The sequence below is a fragment of the Paraburkholderia acidipaludis NBRC 101816 genome (assembly GCF_000684975.1).
In the GTDB taxonomy this organism is placed as follows: Bacteria; Pseudomonadota; Gammaproteobacteria; order Burkholderiales; family Burkholderiaceae; genus Paraburkholderia; species Paraburkholderia acidipaludis.
The window spans coordinates 1-18,645 of record NZ_BAXZ01000041.1; the positions used below are offsets into that span (position 1 = coordinate 1).

The 18,645-nt window shown below is 61.4% G+C and carries 13 protein-coding genes and 1 tRNA gene; all 14 read left to right on the top strand.

From position 1 onward, the window contains the following. Nucleotides 1-64: 64 nt before the first annotated feature. The 14 genes from BAC01S_RS29300 (at nucleotide 65) to fusA (ending at nucleotide 18,540) form a co-directional block, all read left to right on the top strand. A tRNA-Trp gene (locus BAC01S_RS29300) sits at nucleotides 65-140 on the top strand. A 38-nt stretch (nucleotides 141-178) separates the two neighbouring features. Beyond that, nucleotides 179-559 carry a preprotein translocase subunit SecE gene (gene secE, locus BAC01S_RS29305; RefSeq protein ID WP_027797943.1) on the top strand — a complete coding sequence of 127 codons (381 nt, stop codon included), beginning with the start codon at nucleotides 179-181 and terminating at the stop codon, nucleotides 557-559. Between the two features lies 1 nt (nucleotide 560). Next, nucleotides 561-1,118 carry a transcription termination/antitermination protein NusG gene (gene nusG, locus BAC01S_RS29310; RefSeq protein WP_027797944.1) on the top strand — a complete coding sequence of 186 codons (558 nt, stop codon included), beginning with the start codon at nucleotides 561-563 and terminating at the stop codon, nucleotides 1,116-1,118. Between the two features lie 165 nt (nucleotides 1,119-1,283). Next, on the top strand, nucleotides 1,284-1,715 hold the full coding sequence (rplK, locus tag BAC01S_RS29315; RefSeq protein WP_027797945.1) for a 50S ribosomal protein L11: 432 nt from the start codon (nucleotides 1,284-1,286) through the stop codon (nucleotides 1,713-1,715). Next, nucleotides 1,716-2,411: a 50S ribosomal protein L1 gene (gene rplA, locus BAC01S_RS29320; protein WP_027797946.1), complete on the top strand. Its 696-nt coding sequence runs from the start codon at nucleotides 1,716-1,718 to the stop codon at nucleotides 2,409-2,411. A 324-nt stretch (nucleotides 2,412-2,735) separates the two neighbouring features. Further along, nucleotides 2,736-3,233: a 50S ribosomal protein L10 gene (gene rplJ, locus BAC01S_RS29325; protein WP_027797947.1), complete on the top strand. Its 498-nt coding sequence runs from the start codon at nucleotides 2,736-2,738 to the stop codon at nucleotides 3,231-3,233. Nucleotides 3,234-3,311: 78 nt separating this feature from the next. Further along, nucleotides 3,312-3,689: a 50S ribosomal protein L7/L12 gene (gene rplL, locus BAC01S_RS29330; RefSeq protein ID WP_027797948.1), complete on the top strand. Its 378-nt coding sequence runs from the start codon at nucleotides 3,312-3,314 to the stop codon at nucleotides 3,687-3,689. A gap of 376 nt (nucleotides 3,690-4,065) precedes the next feature. Beyond that, a complete protein-coding gene (rpoB, locus tag BAC01S_RS29335; RefSeq protein ID WP_027797949.1) occupies nucleotides 4,066-8,172 on the top strand; it encodes a DNA-directed RNA polymerase subunit beta in 4,107 nt (1,368 codons plus the stop codon). A 21-nt stretch (nucleotides 8,173-8,193) separates the two neighbouring features. After that, nucleotides 8,194-12,444, top strand: a complete 4,251-nt coding sequence (gene rpoC / locus BAC01S_RS29340; protein ID WP_027797950.1) for a DNA-directed RNA polymerase subunit beta' — start codon at nucleotides 8,194-8,196, stop codon at nucleotides 12,442-12,444. 252 nt (nucleotides 12,445-12,696) lie between these two features. Then, nucleotides 12,697-13,023, top strand: coding sequence for a hypothetical protein (locus tag BAC01S_RS29345; RefSeq protein ID WP_027797951.1), 327 nt, complete (start codon nucleotides 12,697-12,699; stop codon nucleotides 13,021-13,023). Between the two features lie 157 nt (nucleotides 13,024-13,180). Beyond that, the gene (gene recQ, locus BAC01S_RS29350) at nucleotides 13,181-15,028 is read left to right on the top strand and encodes a DNA helicase RecQ (RefSeq protein WP_027797952.1); all 1,848 of its coding nucleotides are present in this window, start codon (nucleotides 13,181-13,183) and stop codon (nucleotides 15,026-15,028) included. 231 nt (nucleotides 15,029-15,259) lie between these two features. Continuing rightward, nucleotides 15,260-15,640, top strand: coding sequence for a 30S ribosomal protein S12 (gene rpsL / locus BAC01S_RS29355; protein ID WP_027797953.1), 381 nt, complete (start codon nucleotides 15,260-15,262; stop codon nucleotides 15,638-15,640). 193 nt (nucleotides 15,641-15,833) lie between these two features. After that, nucleotides 15,834-16,304, top strand: coding sequence for a 30S ribosomal protein S7 (gene rpsG, locus BAC01S_RS29360; RefSeq protein ID WP_027797954.1), 471 nt, complete (start codon nucleotides 15,834-15,836; stop codon nucleotides 16,302-16,304). 133 nt (nucleotides 16,305-16,437) lie between these two features. Continuing rightward, on the top strand, nucleotides 16,438-18,540 hold the full coding sequence (gene fusA, locus BAC01S_RS29365) for an elongation factor G (protein WP_027797955.1): 2,103 nt from the start codon (nucleotides 16,438-16,440) through the stop codon (nucleotides 18,538-18,540). Nucleotides 18,541-18,645 lie beyond the last annotated feature (105 nt).

Genomic DNA, 18,645 nt, shown 5'->3' on the forward strand with positions numbered 1-18,645 from the left:
GCCAGCTAGTTCTCGTTGATCGGTTGTTTCCGGGGTTGGCGAAGCCGCCAACCCCAAATGGTTTAGGGGTATAGCTCAACTGGCAGAGCGTCGGTCTCCAAAACCGAAGGTTGGGGGTTCGATTCCCTCTGCCCCTGCCAACTTACCGCGCCTTAAGCGCGTTGTTCTTTAAGGTGTTATGGCGAATCCTTCCGTCGAAACTGTTAATACTTCCAGCGACAAGCTGATGCTTGCGGCGGGCGTATTGTTGGTGTTGGCCGGGTTCGTAGGGTTCTACTGGCTCGGTAGCCAGGAGTGGTATGTCCGCGGTGCCGCACTGGCAGTTGGTGTGATCGCGGGGGTGGTAGTCGGTCTTCTTTCGGCGCCCGGCAAGAGCTTCATCGCGTTTGCCAAAGACTCGTACAAGGAAGTTCGCAAGGTCGTCTGGCCGACCCGCAAAGAGGCTACGCAGACGACTCTCGTGGTCTTCGGTTTTGTGCTGGCAATGGCCATCTTTCTGTGGATTTGCGACAAGTCCATCGAATGGGTGATTTTCTCGGCGATTCTGGGTTGGAAATGATATGAGCGATACACCGGCATCCCCGAGCGGAAAACGTTGGTACGTCGTGCACGCCTACTCCGGCATGGAGAAGAGCGTGCAACGTGCGCTTCAGGAGCGCATCGACCGTGCTGGCATGCAGGACAAGTTTGGCCAGATTCTCGTCCCGACTGAGGAAGTCGTCGAGGTGAAGGGTGGTCACAAATCGGTGACCGAACGTCGTTTCTTCCCGGGCTATGTCCTGGTCGAGATGGAAATGACGGACGAAACTTGGCACCTCGTGAAGAACACGGCCAAGGTAACGGGTTTCGTCGGCGGGGCACGTAATCGTCCGAGCCCGATTTCGCCGCGCGAAGTCGAGAAGATCATGTCGCAGATGCAGGAAGGCGTGGAGAAGCCGCGTCCCAAGACCCTGTTTGAAGTCGGCGAGATGGTTCGTGTGAAGGACGGTCCGTTCACGGACTTCAATGGCAGCGTCGAAGAAGTGAACTACGAAAAATCGCGCGTTCGGGTTTCCGTCACCATTTTCGGTCGTGCCACACCGGTCGAACTTGAATTCGGCCAGGTCGAAAAGCTGTAAATCGAATTCCAACGGGTCACGTCTACGGATGCGGCCCGTTCTTTCGTGCTTACGGTCCGCGTTATGGCCGTAGAGGAGCGTCAGTAGTCCAGCAGCGGCAGTACGCCGGACGAAAGCGCGCTATCACTCACCTGAACGCTCACGCGTTCCAACGAGGTTTTCAACATGGCAAAGAAAATCATCGGCTTTATCAAGCTGCAGATTCCTGCAGGTAAAGCCAACCCGTCGCCGCCGGTCGGTCCCGCACTGGGCCAGCGCGGCCTGAACATCATGGAGTTCTGCAAGGCGTTCAACGCGCAGACTCAAGCGATGGAACCGGGTCTGCCGGTGCCGGTCGTCATCACGGCATTCGCGGACAAGAGCTTCACGTTCATCCTGAAGACGCCGCCGGCTACGGTTCTGATCAAGAAGGCAGCGAAGGTCGACAAGGGTTCGGCCAAGCCGCACACCGACAAGGTTGCCACGATCACGCGCGCTCAGGCTGAAGAAATCGCCAAGACCAAGATGCCGGATCTTACGGCAGCGGATATGGACGCAGCGGTCCGCACGATCGCTGGCAGCGCCCGTTCGATGGGCATCGTCGTGGAGGGCGTGTAAATGGCTAAGGTTTCGAAGCGTCAAAAGGCACTCGCCGCCAAGGTCGACAGCCAGAAGCTGTACCCGATCGCCGACGCGCTGTCGCTCGTGAAGGAATGCGCCACGGCGAAGTTCGACGAGTCGATCGACGTCGCTGTTCAACTCGGCATCGATGCGAAGAAGTCGGACCAGGTCGTTCGCGGCTCGGTCGTGCTGCCCGCAGGCACCGGCAAGTCGGTTCGCGTTGCTGTGTTCGCGCAAGGTGAGAAGGCCGAGCAGGCTAAGGCAGCCGGCGCCGAAATCGTCGGTATGGAAGACCTCGCCGAGCAGATCAAGGGCGGCAACCTGAACTTCGACATCGTGATCGCTTCGCCGGACACGATGCGCGTTGTCGGTACGCTCGGTCAGATTCTCGGCCCGCGTGGCCTGATGCCGAACCCGAAGGTCGGCACCGTGACGCCGGACGTCGCCACCGCGGTCAAGAACGCGAAGGCGGGTCAGGTGCAGTTCCGTGTCGACAAGGCCGGTATCATCCACGCGACCATCGGCCGTGCATCGTTTGAGCCGACCGCGCTGCGCACCAACCTGGACGCGCTCCTCGACGCGCTGACCAAGGCGAAGCCGGCAACGAGCAAGGGCGTGTACCTGCGCAAGATCGCGGTTTCGAGCACGATGGGCGTCGGCGTTCGCGTCGATCAGTCGTCGCTCGCAGCGTAATAGTTTTGCCGCGCTGCGGTCCCAAAAGGGTCGCAGCGCGGATTTAAAGGGCTTTGGGCGGTTGTGCGCTGGCAGTCTCGCATCGTGCAACCGGTTGTCAAAGACCGTTGGCGGAAATGCAGCAGTTGGGTGTTTCCTTAATGCAAAGCCAACGCAGATGGCGAACCCGAAAAGGTTTTGAAGTGCTGTAGCGAGCGGGAGCGGGCGGCAACGTCCACGAACGCAAACTGAGTTACTCCGGACTGGTCGGTCGCCGTTGTTGAATGCGGCACGCATGGCAAACGCAGGTGCGAAAGCGATGGGTGTCGAATCTGGAGGTTAACCGTGCCACTGAACAAAGAAGGTAAGCAGGCCGTCGTGGCTGAAGTCTCCGCGCAAGTCGCGAAGGCTCAGACCGTCGTGTTGGCCGAGTATCGTGGAATCGCGGTTGGCGATCTGACCAAGCTGCGCGCGAAAGCGCGTGAGCAGCAGGTGTACCTCCGCGTGTTGAAGAACACGCTGGCGCGTCGCGCCGTTGAAGGTACCCCGTTTGCTCCGCTGGCAGAGCAGATGACTGGTCCCCTGATCTACGGCATCTCGGAAGATGCCATTGCTGCAGCGAAGGTCGTCAATGACTTCGCCAAGGGCAATGACAAGTTGATCATCAAGGCCGGTTCCTACGAAGGCAAGGTGATGGACAAGGCGGGCGTGCAAGCGCTGGCCAACATCCCGAGCCGCGAAGAACTGCTCTCGAAGCTGCTGTTCGTTATGCAAGCTCCGGTTTCCGGCATGGCGCGTGCTCTGGCCGCGCTGGCGGAGAAGAAGCAAGCAGAAGCTGCCTGATTTCAGGCCGGCGAACGAACACGGGCAAGCGAGAAGGATCGCTAGCTGTTTCCGAATTCAAATCTGGAGTAATTTCAAATGGCAATCGCAAAAGAAGACATCCTCGAAGCCGTTGGCTCGATGTCGGTTCTCGAACTGAACGAACTGGTCAAGGCTTTCGAAGAGAAGTTTGGCGTGTCGGCAGCTGCTGTGGCAGTCGCTGGCCCGGCAGGCGGCGCTGGTGCAGCTGCAGCTGCTGAAGAGCAGACCGAATTCACGGTCAACCTGCTTGAAGCAGGCGCAAACAAGGTGTCGGTCATCAAGGCCGTTCGCGAACTGACGGGTCTCGGCTTGAAGGAAGCGAAGGATCTGGTCGACGGTGCACCGAAGCCCGTGAAGGAAGCGGTGCCCAAGGCTGCTGCTGAAGAAGCGAAGAAGAAGCTGGAAGAAGCCGGCGCGAAGGCTGAAATCAAGTAAGTTTCAGCGCGCTGTGCGAAGGCTGGCGGTTTTTACACCGCCGGCCTTTTTGTGCTTTGTGGATTCTGCGTTTTTGTGTTCGATTTTTCAGGAGTCGGAGGCGGGATGCGGAACCCAGAAGCCAAAGAAAAACGTCTTTCGCCGGGTGCAAGCTGCAAGAGCACTACCCAGGCGCACGACGCTTCTCTTTGTCTTCTGAAGCGACTGCAGAAGGCAAGTTTGGTCGGGCAGCGGGCAAGTTATGACAAGCCGAAATCCGTTGCCGTCAGCCAGCGGTTGGTAGAGGCCAACCACCAAGCTTCCAGGGCTCGCGCAGCCATCGGGTCTCAGTCGGTGAACACTCGGGTCGTCCTACCCGCCGTGATTCGGAGATCGTATGCAATATTCCTTCACCGAGAAGAAGCGTATTCGCAAGAGTTTCGCGAAGCGCCCCATCGTTCACCAGGTTCCTTTCCTGCTGGCTACCCAGCTTGAATCATTCAGCACGTTTCTGCAAGCAGAAACGCCGACCGTACAACGCAAACCGGAAGGTCTGCAGGCTGCGTTCACGTCCGTTTTTCCCATTGTTTCCCATAACGGCTTTGCTCGTCTAGAGTTCGTCAGCTACATGCTGTCGCCGCCGGCATTCAATATCAAGGAATGCCAGCAGCGTGGCCTGACGTACTGTTCGGCGCTGCGTGCCAAGGTGCGCCTCGTCCTGCTCGACAAGGAATCGCCGAGCAAGCCGGTCGTGAAGGAAGTGAAGGAGCAGGAAGTGTACATGGGCGAAATTCCGCTCATGACGCCGACGGGCTCGTTCGTCATCAACGGCACCGAGCGTGTCATCGTCTCGCAGCTGCATCGCTCGCCTGGCGTGTTCTTCGAACACGACAAGGGCAAGACGCACAGCTCGGGCAAGCTGCTTTTCTCGGCCCGTATCATTCCTTACCGCGGTTCGTGGCTCGATTTCGAATTCGACCCGAAGGACGTGCTGTACTTCCGCGTCGACCGCCGCCGCAAGATGCCGGTCACGATCCTGCTGAAGGCCATTGGCCTCACGCCGGAACAGATCCTCGCGAACTTCTTCGTGTTCGACAACTTCACGCTGATGCCGGAAGGCGCGCAGATGGAGTTCGTGCCGGAGCGTCTGCGTGGTGAAGTCGCGCGCTTCGACATCAGCGATCGCGAGGGCAAGGTCATCGTCCAGAAGGACAAGCGGATCAACGCGAAGCACATCCGCGACCTCGAAAACGCGAAGACCACGTTTATTTCGGTTCCCGAAGATTATCTGCTCGGCCGCGTTCTTGCGAAGAACGTCGTCGATGGTGATACCGGTGAAGTCATCGCGAACGCGAACGACGAAATCACCGAAAGCGTGCTCGAGAAGCTGCGCGAAGCGAAGATCAAGGACATTCAGACGCTCTACACGAACGATCTGGACCAGGGTCCGTACATCTCGTCGACGCTGCGTATCGACGAAACCGCCGACCAGACCGCGGCGCGCATCGCGATCTACCGCATGATGCGTCCGGGCGAGCCGCCGACCGAAGAAGCCGTTGAGGCGCTGTTCAATCGCCTGTTCTACAGCGAAGAAGCGTACGACCTCTCGAAGGTGGGTCGTATGAAGTTCAACCGCCGCGTGGGCCGTGACGAAATCGTCGGCCCGATGACGCTGCAGGACGACGACATCCTCGCGACCATCAAGATCCTCGTCGAGCTGCGTAACGGCAAGGGCGAAGTGGACGACATCGACCACCTCGGCAACCGTCGTGTGCGTTGCGTGGGCGAACTCGCGGAGAACCAGTTCCGCGCGGGTCTCGTGCGTGTCGAGCGTGCGGTGAAGGAACGCCTCGGCCAGGCCGAAAGCGAAAACCTGATGCCGCACGATCTGATCAACTCGAAGCCGATTTCGTCGGCGATTCGCGAGTTCTTCGGTTCGTCGCAGCTGTCGCAGTTCATGGACCAGACCAACCCGCTCTCGGAAATCACGCACAAGCGTCGTGTTTCCGCACTGGGCCCGGGCGGTCTGACGCGTGAGCGCGCAGGCTTCGAAGTCCGCGACGTGCACCCGACCCACTATGGCCGCGTGTGCCCGATCGAGACGCCGGAAGGTCCGAACATCGGCCTGATCAACTCGCTCGCTCTGTACGCGCACCTGAACGAATACGGCTTCCTCGAAACGCCGTATCGCAAGGTCGCGGACGGCAAGGTGACCGACCAGATCGACTACCTCTCGGCGATCGAAGAAGGCCGTTACGTGATCGCTCAGGCGAACGCGGCGGTGGCCGACGACGGCACGCTGACCGACGAACTCGTCTCGTCGCGTGAAGCGGGCGAAACGCTGATGGTCACGCCGGACCGCATCCAGTACATGGACGTGGCGCCGTCGCAGATCGTTTCGGTTGCAGCTTCGCTGATTCCGTTCCTCGAGCACGATGACGCGAACCGCGCACTGATGGGTTCGAACATGCAGCGTCAGGCCGTGCCTTGCCTGCGTCCGGAAAAGCCGGTCGTCGGTACGGGTATCGAGCGCACCGTTGCGGTCGACTCGGGCACGACGGTTCAGGCGCTGCGCGGCGGCGTGGTCGACTACGTCGACGCGGGCCGTATCGTGATTCGCGTGAACGATGATGAAGCCGTTGCCGGTGAAGTCGGCGTGGATATCTACAACCTCATCAAGTACACGCGTTCGAACCAGAACACGAACATCAACCAGCGTCCGATCGTGAAGATGGGCGACAAGGTTGCGCGCGGCGACGTGCTGGCCGACGGCGCATCGACCGATCTGGGCGAGCTCGCGCTCGGCCAGAACATGCTGATCGCGTTCATGCCGTGGAACGGCTACAACTTCGAAGACTCGATCCTGATCTCGGAGAAGGTGGTTGCGGACGATCGTTACACGTCGATCCACATCGAAGAACTGAATGTCGTTGCACGCGACACGAAGCTCGGACCGGAAGAAATCACGCGCGACATCTCGAACCTCGCGGAAGTGCAGCTTGGCCGTCTCGACGAGTCGGGCATCGTGTACATCGGCGCGGAAGTCGAAGCGGGCGACGTGCTGGTGGGCAAGGTCACGCCGAAGGGCGAAACCCAGCTCACGCCGGAAGAAAAGCTGCTGCGCGCGATCTTCGGCGAGAAGGCTTCGGACGTGAAGGACACGTCGCTGCGCGTGCCCTCGGGCATGAGCGGCACGGTCATCGACGTGCAGGTGTTTACGCGCGAAGGCATCCAGCGCGACAAGCGCGCCCAGCAGATCATCGACGATGAACTGAAGCGCTATCGCCTCGACCTGAACGACCAGCTGCGCATCGTGGAAGGCGACGCGTTCCAGCGTCTCGCCCGCATGCTCGAAGGCAAGGTGGCGAACGGCGGTCCGAAGAAGCTCGCGAAGGGCACGAAGATCGAGCGCGCGTACCTCGAAGATCTGGATCACTACCACTGGTTCGACATCCGCCTCGCGGACGAAGAAGCAGCGGCGCAGCTCGAAGCGATCAAGAACTCGATCGAAGAGAAGCGTCACCAGTTCGATCTGGCCTTCGAAGAGAAGCGCAAGAAGCTCACGCAAGGCGACGAACTGCCGCCGGGCGTGCTGAAGATGGTCAAGGTGTACCTCGCGGTGAAGCGCCGTCTGCAGCCTGGCGACAAGATGGCAGGCCGTCACGGTAACAAGGGTGTGGTGTCGAAGATCGTTCCGATCGAAGACATGCCGTACATGGCCGACGGCCGTCCGGCCGACGTCGTGCTGAACCCGCTCGGCGTGCCGTCACGGATGAACGTGGGTCAGGTTCTCGAAGTGCATCTCGGCTGGGCCGCGAAGGGCCTCGGCTGGCGTATCGGCGAAATGCTGCAGCGTCAGACGAAGGTCGCGGAAGTGCGCGCGTTCCTCACGAAGATCTACAACGAGTCGGGTCACGCGGAAGATCTGGACAGCTTCAGCGACGACGAGATTCTCGAACTCGCGCGGAACCTGCGTGAAGGCGTGCCGTTCGCGACGCCGGTGTTCGACGGTGCGACCGAAGAGGAAATGTCGAAGATGCTCGACCTCGCCTATCCGGACGATATCGCGCAGAACCTCGGCATGACGAAGTCGAAGAACCAGGTGCGTCTGTACGACGGCCGCACGGGTGAAGCCTTCGAGCGTACGGTCACTGTCGGCTACATGCACTACCTGAAGCTGCACCACCTTGTCGACGACAAGATGCACGCGCGTTCGACGGGCCCGTACTCGCTCGTCACGCAGCAGCCGCTGGGTGGTAAGGCGCAGTTCGGTGGCCAGCGCTTCGGTGAAATGGAAGTGTGGGCGCTCGAAGCGTATGGCGCTTCGTACGTGCTGCAGGAAATGTTGACGGTGAAGTCGGACGACGTGACGGGCCGGACGAAGGTGTACGAGAACCTCGTCAAGGGCGACCACGTGATCGATGCAGGCATGCCGGAATCCTTCAACGTGCTGGTGAAGGAAATCCGCTCGCTCGGTATCGACATCGACCTCGACCGCAACTAATCGGACTACGGAGAGAAGGCAATGAAAGCTCTGCTCGATCTATTCAAGCAAGTCCAACAAGAAGAAGTTTTTGACGCGATCAAGATCGGTCTGGCCTCGCCGGACAAGATCCGCTCGTGGTCGTTCGGCGAAGTGAAGAAGCCGGAGACGATCAACTACCGCACGTTTAAGCCGGAACGCGATGGTCTGTTCTGCGCGAAGATCTTCGGGCCGATCAAGGACTACGAGTGCCTGTGCGGCAAGTACAAGCGCCTGAAGCACCGTGGCGTGATCTGCGAGAAGTGCGGCGTGGAAGTCACGCTCGCCAAGGTGCGTCGCGAACGCATGGGCCACATCGAGCTGGCCTCGCCGGTCGCGCACATCTGGTTCCTGAAGTCGCTGCCGTCGCGTCTGGGCATGGTGCTCGACATGACGCTGCGCGACATCGAGCGCGTGCTGTACTTCGAAGCATACGTGGTGATCGAACCGGGCATGACGCCGCTGAAAGCGCGGCAGATCATGACCGAAGAGGATTACTACAACAAGGTCGAAGAGTATGGTGACGAATTCCGCGCCGAAATGGGCGCGGAAGGCGTGCGCGAGTTGCTGCGCGCGATCAACATCGACGAACAGGTCGAAACGCTGCGCACCGAGCTGAAGAACACCGGCTCGGAAGCGAAAATCAAGAAGTATGCGAAGCGCCTGAAGGTGCTCGAGGCCTTCCAGCGTTCGGGCATCAAGCCCGAATGGATGGTGCTCGAAGTGCTGCCCGTGCTGCCGCCGGAACTGCGTCCGCTCGTGCCGCTGGACGGCGGCCGCTTCGCGACCTCGGACCTGAACGACCTGTATCGCCGCGTCATCAACCGTAACAACCGTCTGAAGCGTCTGCTCGAGCTCAAGGCGCCGGAGATCATCGTCCGCAACGAAAAGCGGATGCTCCAGGAAGCGGTTGACTCGCTGCTCGACAACGGCCGTCGCGGCAAGGCGATGACGGGCGCGAACAAGCGTCCGCTCAAGTCGCTCGCCGACATGATCAAGGGTAAGGGCGGTCGCTTCCGTCAGAACCTGCTCGGTAAGCGTGTGGACTACTCGGGCCGTTCGGTCATCGTGGTGGGTCCGACGCTCAAGCTGCACCAGTGCGGTCTGCCGAAGCTGATGGCGCTCGAACTGTTCAAGCCGTTCATCTTCAACAAGCTGGAAACGATGGGCGTTGCCACGACCATCAAGGCTGCGAAGAAGGAAGTCGAGAACCAGACGCCGGTGGTGTGGGACATCCTCGAAGAGGTGATCCGCGAGCATCCGGTCATGCTGAACCGTGCGCCGACGCTGCACCGTCTTGGCATTCAGGCTTTCGAGCCGGTGCTGATCGAAGGTAAGGCAATCCAACTGCACCCGCTCGTTTGCGCGGCGTTCAACGCCGACTTCGACGGCGACCAGATGGCCGTTCACGTTCCGCTGTCGCTCGAAGCGCAGATGGAAGCGCGCACGCTCATGCTCGCGTCGAACAACGTCCTGTTCCCGGCCAACGGTGATCCGTCGATCGTGCCGTCGCAGGATATCGTGCTGGGCCTGTACTACGCCACGCGTGAAGCGGTCAACGGCAAGGGCGAAGGCATGACGTTCACGGGCGTGTCGGAAGTGTTGCGCGCCTACGAGAACAAGGAAGTCGAGCTGGCCTCGCGCGTCAACGTGCGGATCACGGAAATGGTCCACAACGAAGACAAGAGCGAAGGCGCGCCGGCGTTCGTGCCGAAGATCTCGCTGTACGCGACCACGGTTGGCCGCGCGATCCTCTCGGAAATCCTGCCGCCGGGCCTGCCGTTCACGGTGCTGAACAAGCCGCTGAAGAAGAAGGAAATCTCGCGTCTGATCAACACCGCGTTCCGCAAGTGCGGTCTGCGCGAAACGGTGATCTTCGCCGACCAGCTGATGCAGTCGGGCTTCCGTCTTGCAACGCGCGCCGGTATTTCGATCTGCGTGGACGACATGCTCGTGCCGCCGCAGAAGGAAACCATCGTCGGCGAAGCCGCGAAGAAGGTGAAGGAGTACGACCGCCAGTACATGTCGGGTCTCGTCACCGCGCAGGAACGCTACAACAACGTGGTCGATATCTGGTCGAACACGTCGGAAGCGGTCGGCAAGGCGATGATGGAGCAGCTCTCGACGGAGCCGGTCACCGATCGCGACGGGAAAGAGACGCGTCAGGAATCGTTCAACTCGATCTACATGATGGCCGACTCGGGCGCGCGGGGTTCCGCGACGCAGATTCGCCAGCTGGCGGGTATGCGCGGCCTGATGGCGAAGCCGGACGGCTCGATTATCGAAACGCCGATTACCGCGAACTTCCGCGAAGGTCTGAACGTGTTGCAGTACTTCATCTCGACCCACGGTGCACGTAAGGGTCTGGCTGATACGGCACTGAAGACCGCGAACTCGGGTTACCTGACGCGTCGTCTCGTCGACGTGACGCAGGATCTCGTGGTCGTCGAGGACGATTGCGGCACGTCGAACGGCGTGGCGATGAAGGCGCTCGTGGAAGGCGGTGAAGTCGTCGAAGCGCTGCGTGACCGTATTCTTGGCCGCGTTGCGGTGGCGGACGTCGTCAATCCGGAAACGCAGGAAACGATCTACGCGGCAGGCGACCTGCTCGACGAAGACGCGGTCGAAACGATCGAAAGCCTCGGTATCGACGAAGTGCGCGTGCGCACGCCGCTCACCTGCGAAACGCGTTATGGCCTGTGCGCCGCGTGCTACGGCCGTGACCTCGGCCGCGGCTCGCGCGTGAACGTCGGCGAAGCGGTCGGCGTGATCGCGGCGCAGTCGATCGGCGAACCGGGCACGCAGCTCACGATGCGTACGTTCCACATCGGTGGTGCGGCGTCGCGTGCGGCAGTCGCTTCGTCGGTGGAAGCCAAGTCGAACGGTACGGTCCGTTTCACGGCGACGATGCGTTACGTCACGAACGCGAAGGGCGAGCAGATCGTCATCTCGCGTTCGGGCGAAGCGATCATCGCCGACGATCACGGCCGCGAGCGCGAGCGTCACAAGGTGCCGTACGGCGCGACGCTGCTGCAGCTCGATGGCGCGGCGATCAAGGCCGGCACGCAGCTTGCAACGTGGGATCCGCTTACGCGCCCGATCATCACCGAGTACGGTGGTACGGTGAAGTTCGAGAACGTCGAGGAAGGCGTGACCGTGGCGAAGCAGATCGACGACGTGACGGGTCTGTCGACCCTCGTGGTGATCGACGTGAAGCGCCGCGGCTCGCAGGCTTCGAAGAGCGTGCGTCCGCAGGTCAAGCTGATCGATGCGAATGGCGAAGAAGTGAAGATTCCGGGCACGGAGCACTCGGTGCAGATCGGCTTCCAGGTCGGCGCACTGATCACCGTGAAGGACGGTCAGCAGGTTCAGGTGGGTGAAGTGCTTGCACGTATCCCGACCGAAGCGCAGAAGACGCGTGACATTACCGGTGGTCTGCCGCGTGTGGCAGAACTGTTCGAAGCACGTTCGCCGAAGGACGCGGGTATCCTGGCGGAAGTCACGGGTACGACGTCGTTCGGTAAGGACACGAAGGGCAAGCAGCGTCTCGTCATCACGGACCTCGAGGGCAATCAGCACGAGTTCCTGATTGCGAAGGAAAAGCAGGTGCTGGTCCACGACGGTCAGGTCGTCAACAAGGGCGAAATGATCGTGGACGGCCCGGCCGATCCGCACGACATCCTGCGTCTGCAGGGTATCGAGGCGCTGTCGCGTTACATCGTGGACGAAGTGCAGGACGTGTACCGTCTGCAGGGCGTGAAGATCAACGACAAGCACATCGAAGTGATCGTGCGTCAGATGCTGCGCCGCGTGCAGATCACCGACAACGGCGATACGCGTTTCATCCCTGGCGAACAGGTCGAGCGCTCGGACATGCTCGACGAAAACGACAAGATGAACGCGGAAGACAAGCGTCCGGCAACGTACGAGAACGTGCTGCTCGGTATCACGAAGGCATCGCTCTCGACCGACTCGTTCATCTCGGCGGCATCGTTCCAGGAAACGACCCGCGTGCTGACCGAAGCGGCGATCATGGGCAAGCGCGACGATCTGCGCGGTCTGAAGGAAAACGTGATCGTCGGCCGCCTGATCCCGGCCGGTACGGGTCTCGCGTTCCACAAGGCACGCAAGGCGAAGGAATCGTCGGATCGCGAGCGTTTCGACCAGATCGCAGCGGAAGAAGCGTTCGAGTTCGGCACGCCGGAAACGCCGGCTGTCGAGGAGCCGCAACAGCCGCATACGACGGACGAGTAAGCAACGTGGCGGCGCCAGCCGCCTCCTGCCGAAACTTCGCCGATATGGCGTCGCAAAGCCGTCCGGTTTCGACCGGACGGCTTTTTTTATTTGTGGCGGCTCCGGGTTGTGTGGACTGCGGCCTCGTGCCGCAGTGCTGGCGCGGCCCGCTGCGTGCCGGAGTGCCGCGTGCTAACGTAGCGCGCCACGTCTGCGCTCGTGCGGATCTTCGTACGGCACGGATGGTGTTATCTGAATCTGGAGGCGGTAATCATGTGGTTGGTCGGGGTCGGTCTCATCCTGAATCTGGTGGCGTGCATCGCCATTTTTTCGCATCTGCTGCATAGCGTCGGGGCGCAGTCGGCCGCGATGTTCTTCGCGACGTTCCTCGTCCTCTGGGCGTTCCTGATCATCGGCTTCATCATGCAGCTCGCCGGCAAGGTGAAGATGGGCGCCGTACTGCTTGCGCTCGGCTCGCTCCTGCTCGTGGCGGGCGGTGTCGTGCTGTTGCCGGTGGGCCTGCTCGTGGCTGTCGCGATCGTGGCCGGTATCGTGACGATTGTCGGTGCGCTTCAGCGCGCCGGACGGCGCATGCCCTGAGGCAAGGCCAGGACGCGCGTTTTCCTCGTCTTTCCCCTGCATTTCCCAGGCCGAACGGCCAATCTTCGCGGCCATGGCGGTCAAGGCACGCCCGGGTTGGTAAAATCCGGTCCACTGCCTTTGCTTCGCGCTTTTCTACCGACCCGTCGCCGCCTTCATGTCCCGCTCCCTCGAAATCCTCAACGAAGTCTTCGGTTATCCCGCCTTTAGAGGGCAGCAAGCCGAGATCGTCGAGCATGTCGCGGCTGGCGGAGATTCGCTGGTGCTCATGCCCACCGGCGGCGGCAAGTCGCTCTGCTATCAGATCCCGGCGCTCGTGCGCCACGAGGCCGGCCATGGTGCCGGCATCGTCGTTTCCCCGCTCATCGCACTCATGCAGGACCAGGTGGCGGCGCTCACCGAAGTGGGCGTGCGCGCCGCGTACCTCAACTCGACGCTCTCCGGGGCCGAGGCCGCCGCCACCGAGCGCGCGCTGCGCGAGGGCGACATCGACCTGCTCTACGTCGCGCCGGAGCGGCTCATGACGCCGCGTTTTCTCGATCTGCTCGAACGCGCGCGCATCGGTCTTTTCGCGATCGACGAGGCTCATTGCGTGTCCCAATGGGGGCACGACTTCCGGCCCGAGTACATTCAGCTCTCGGTGCTGCACGAGCGGTTCTCGAACGTTCCGCGCATCGCGCTCACCGCTACGGCGGACGCGATCACGCGCGACGAGATCGTGCACCGCCTCGCGCTCGACGACGCGCGTATTTTCGTATCGAGCTTCGACAGGCCGAACATCCGCTACCGCATTGTCGAAAAGGACAACGCGCGCACGCAGCTGCTCGACTTCATCCGCGCCGAGCATACGCGCGCCGACGGCACGACGGACGCCGGCGTTGTCTACTGTCTCTCGCGCCGCAAGGTCGAGGAGACCGCGGAATGGCTGAAGGGGCAGGGTGTTCGCGCGCTGCCTTATCACGCCGGTATGGAGTTCGAAGTACGCCAGCAGCATCAGGAGATGTTTCAGCGCGAGGAAGGCGTCGTGATGTGCGCGACGATCGCCTTCGGTATGGGCATCGACAAACCCGATGTGCGCTTCGTCGCGCACCTCGATCTGCCCAAGAGCGTGGAAGGCTATTACCAGGAAACAGGCCGCGCGGGCCGCGACGGGCTCGCGGCGAACGCATGGATGGCCTATGGCCTCGGCGACGTCGTCCAGCAGCGCAAGATGATCGACGAATCCGACGCGGACGAGGCCCACAAGCGCGTACAGACCGGCAAGCTGGACGCGCTGCTCGGCCTGTGCGAAACCGCGTCGTGCCGCCGCGTGCGGCTGCTCGCCTACTTCGGCGAAGAGAGCAAGCCCTGCGGCAACTGCGACACGTGCCTCGAGCCGCCCGCCACGTGGGACGCCACGCGCGAGGCGCAGATGGCGCTCTCGTGCGTGTTCCGGGCACAGCGCGCGAGCGGCTTCAATTTTGGCGCCGGCCATCTCATCGATATCCTGCGTGGCAACCGCAACGAAAAGATCCTGCAGCGCGGCCACGAGAAGATTTCGACATTCGGCATCGGCGCGGCGCTCGCAGAAGCCGAGTGGCGCGCGATTTTCCGGCAGCTTGTGGCGTTCGGTTTTCTCGCCGTCGATCACGACGGCTTCGGCTCGCTCGTGCTGACCGAAGCGAGCAAGCCTGTCCTCAAGGGCGAGCAGAAAGTGACGATGCGCCGCTACGTCAAGCCGCAGCGCACGCGCCAGTCGTCGGGCCGCACGAGCGAGCGCGCCGATCCGACCCTCGGCATGAGCCCGCGCCAGCGTTCGCGCTGGGACCGCCTGCGTCTGTGGCGCACCGAAACGGCGAAGAGCGAGGGCGTGCCGGCTTATGTCATTTTCCACGACGCCACGCTGGCGGAGATTGCCCGCAACGGACCTGAGTCCGTCGACGAACTGCGCGAGATTCCCGGCATCGGCGCGCGCAAGCTCGAACGCTTTGGCGAGGAGCTCGTCGAGGTGGTAGGCGACGAATAAGCGGCTTCCGCTTGTCGCCGTTCTCCGAAAGTCGCAAGCCATTGACTTGCTTGGCATTTTCGGAATATCATGCTGGGTTCCGGTTCTTGGGACGTCTGCGCTCGCCATCTGAATGGTGGGAAGCAAACGTCTGTGGGTACTCCACATTACGGGTTCCGGATCGATTGCGCGTGGTTTTCCGCTTTGCCCGGAAATAAATGCGCCGATTTTGTTCAATTTCAGGAATAAACAATGCCAACCATCAATCAACTGGTTCGCAAAGGCCGCGCTTCGGAAGCTACGAAGAGCAAGTCGCCGGCCCTGCAGGACTGCCCGCAGCGTCGCGGCGTGTGCACCCGTGTGTACACGACGACGCCGAAGAAGCCGAACTCGGCACTCCGTAAGGTCGCCAAGGTGCGCCTGACGAACGGCTTCGAAGTCATTTCGTACATCGGTGGTGAAGGCCACAACCTGCAAGAACACTCGGTCGTGCTGATTCGCGGCGGCCGTGTGAAGGACTTGCCGGGTGTGCGTTACCACATGGTTCGCGGCTCGCTGGATACCCAGGGCGTCAAGGATCGTAAGCAGGCTCGTTCGAAGTACGGCGCCAAGCGCGCGAAGGCTGCGAAGTAAGCATTACAGAAGGGTCGTCCGCGCTTGTCGAAAGTGCGAGGCGATACAGGCGGTGGTGCCGGATTGGCCGGTGCTGTCGAGTAAGTGGTCACCCGACCAGGCTGGTAAGTCGTGAGATGAATCGGGTTAGTTGGTGACCGCGGAGCGCCAGGGATTCAACCCGCGCTTCAACTGAAAAGTTAAAGGAAGAAACATGCCGCGTCGTCGCGAAGTCCCCAAGCGGGAAGTGTTGCCGGATCCGAAGTTCGGCAACGTTGATGTAGCCAAGTTCATGAACGTGCTGATGCTCTCCGGCAAGAAGTCGGTTGCCGAGCGTATCGTGTACGGCGCTTTCGAACAGATCCAGACCAAGGGTGGCAAGGACCCGCTGGAAGTGTTCACTGTCGCGCTCAACAACGTGAAGCCGGTGGTGGAAGTGAAGAGCCGCCGCGTTGGTGGTGCGAACTATCAGGTTCCGGTCGAAGTGCGCCCCTCGCGTCGTATGGCATTGGCGATGCGTTGGCTGCGTGAAGCCGCGAAGAAGCGCAGCGAGAAGTCGATGGCCCTGCGTCTGGCAGGTGAACTTACCGAAGCGGCCGAAGGCCGCGGCGGCGCAATGAAGAAGCGCGACGAAGTTCACCGGATGGCAGAAGCGAACAAGGCGTTCTCGCACTTCCGCTTCTAAGAGAAAGCCCTACTCCGGGTTGGCTCCAAAGCGGAAAAAATTCCGGGCGGGTGCGCTTATCCAGCGCCTCGCCCGTTTGTGTTCAGGCGCGTTGGGATTGTTCCCGGCGCGCCCCTCCCCATAGAGGATCAAAGTGGCTCGCAAGACTCCTATCGAGCGCTACCGCAACATCGGTATTAGCGCTCACATCGACGCCGGCAAAACGACGACGACCGAGCGCATTCTGTTCTACACCGGCGTGAACCACAAGATTGGTGAAGTTCACGACGGCGCCGCCACCATGGACTGGATGGAGCAGGAGCAGGAGCGTGGCATCACGATTACCTCCGCTGCTACCACGGCTTTCTGGAAGGGCATGGGCGGCAACTATCCGGAACACCGCATCAACATCATCGACACCCCGGGCCACGTCGACTTCACGATCGAAGTCGAGCGCTCGATGCGCGTGCTCGACGGCGCATGCATGGTCTACTGCGCAGTGGGCGGCGTGCAGCCGCAGTCGGAAACGGTGTGGCGCCAGGCGAACAAGTACAAGGTGCCCCGTCTCGCGTTCGTCAACAAGATGGACCGTACCGGCGCGAACTTCTTCAAGGTCTACGACCAGCTGAAGACCCGCCTGAAGGCAAACCCGGTTCCTGTCGTGGTGCCGATCGGCTCGGAAGAGACCTTCAAGGGCGTCGTCGACCTCCTGAAGATGAAGGCGATCATTTGGGACGAAGCGTCGCAAGGCACGAAGTTCGACTACGTCGACATCCCGGCCGAACTCGTTGAAACGTGCAACGAGTGGCGCGAGAAGATGATCGAGTCGGCAGCCGAAGCCAGCGAAGAGCTGATGGAAAAGTACCTCGGCGGCGAAGAGCTCTCGGAAGCCGAAGTCGTCAAGGCACTGCGCGACCGTACGATCGCGTGCGAAATCCAGCCGATGCTGTGCGGCACCGCGTTCAAGAACAAGGGCGTGCAGCGCATGCTCGACGCCGTGATCGACTTCCTGCCGTCGCCGGTGGACATCCCCCCGGTCAAGGGCGAGCTCGAAAACGGCGAAACGGCTGAGCGCCGTGCGTCGGACGACGAGAAGTTCTCGGCGCTCGCGTTCAAGATCATGACCGACCCGTTCGTCGGCCAGCTGATCTTCTTCCGCGCGTACTCGGGCGTCGTCAACTCGGGTGACACGGTGCTGAACTCGACCAAGGGCAAGAAGGAACGCCTCGGCCGTATTCTGCAGATGCACGCGAACAACCGCGAAGAAATCAAGGAAGTTCGCGCGGGCGATATCGCTGCTGCTGTCGGCCTGAAGGAAGCGACCACGGGCGACACGCTGTGCGACCCGGCGAACCCGATCGTTCTGGAGCGCATGGTGTTCCCGGAGCCGGTGATCTCGCAGGCCGTCGAGCCGAAGACGAAGCCGGACCAGGAAAAGATGGGCCTCGCGCTCAATCGCCTGGCGCAGGAAGATCCGTCGTTCCGCGTCCAGACGGACGAGGAGTCGGGCCAGACCATCATTTCGGGTATGGGCGAGCTCCACCTCGAAATTCTGGTCGACCGCATGAAGCGCGAATTCGGCGTGGAAGCGACCGTCGGCAAGCCGCAGGTTGCGTACCGCGAAACGATCCGCGCCACGGCGAAGGACGTCGAAGGCAAGTTCGTCAAGCAGTCGGGCGGTCGCGGCCAGTACGGTCACGCGGTCATCACGCTCGAGCCGAACGAGCAGGGCAAGGGCTACGAGTTCCTGGACGAGATCAAGGGCGGCGTGATTCCGCGTGAATACATCCCGGCGGTGGACAAGGGTATTGCCGATACGCTGAAGTCGGGCGTGCTGGCGGGCTTCCCGGTCGTCGACGTGAAGGTTCACCTGACGTTCGGTTCGTACCACGACGTCGACTCGAACGAAAACGCGTTCCGCATGGCCGGCTCGATGGCGTTCAAGGAAGCCATGCGCAAGGCGCAGCCGGTCATCCTCGAACCGATGATGGCTGTCGAAGTCGAAACGCCGGAAGACTACATGGGCAACGTGATGGGCGACCTGTCGGGCCGTCGCGGTATCGTCCAGGGCATGGAAGACATGGTGGGCGGCGGCAAGATCGTTCGCGCCGAAGTGCCGCTGTCGGAAATGTTCGGCTACTCGACGTCGCTGCGCTCGCTGACGCAAGGCCGCGCAACGTACACGATGGAATTCAAGCACTACGCAGAAGCACCGCGTAACGTGGCCGACGCGATCATCAGCGCGAAGGCGAAGTAAGCATCGGCGCAAGGCGGACTGGGCTTCGGGCCTGGTCCGCATCGCTCAGTCACCGATTCACCACTTTTTTGAAAGAAGAGAAACATGGCAAAAGGTAAATTCGAA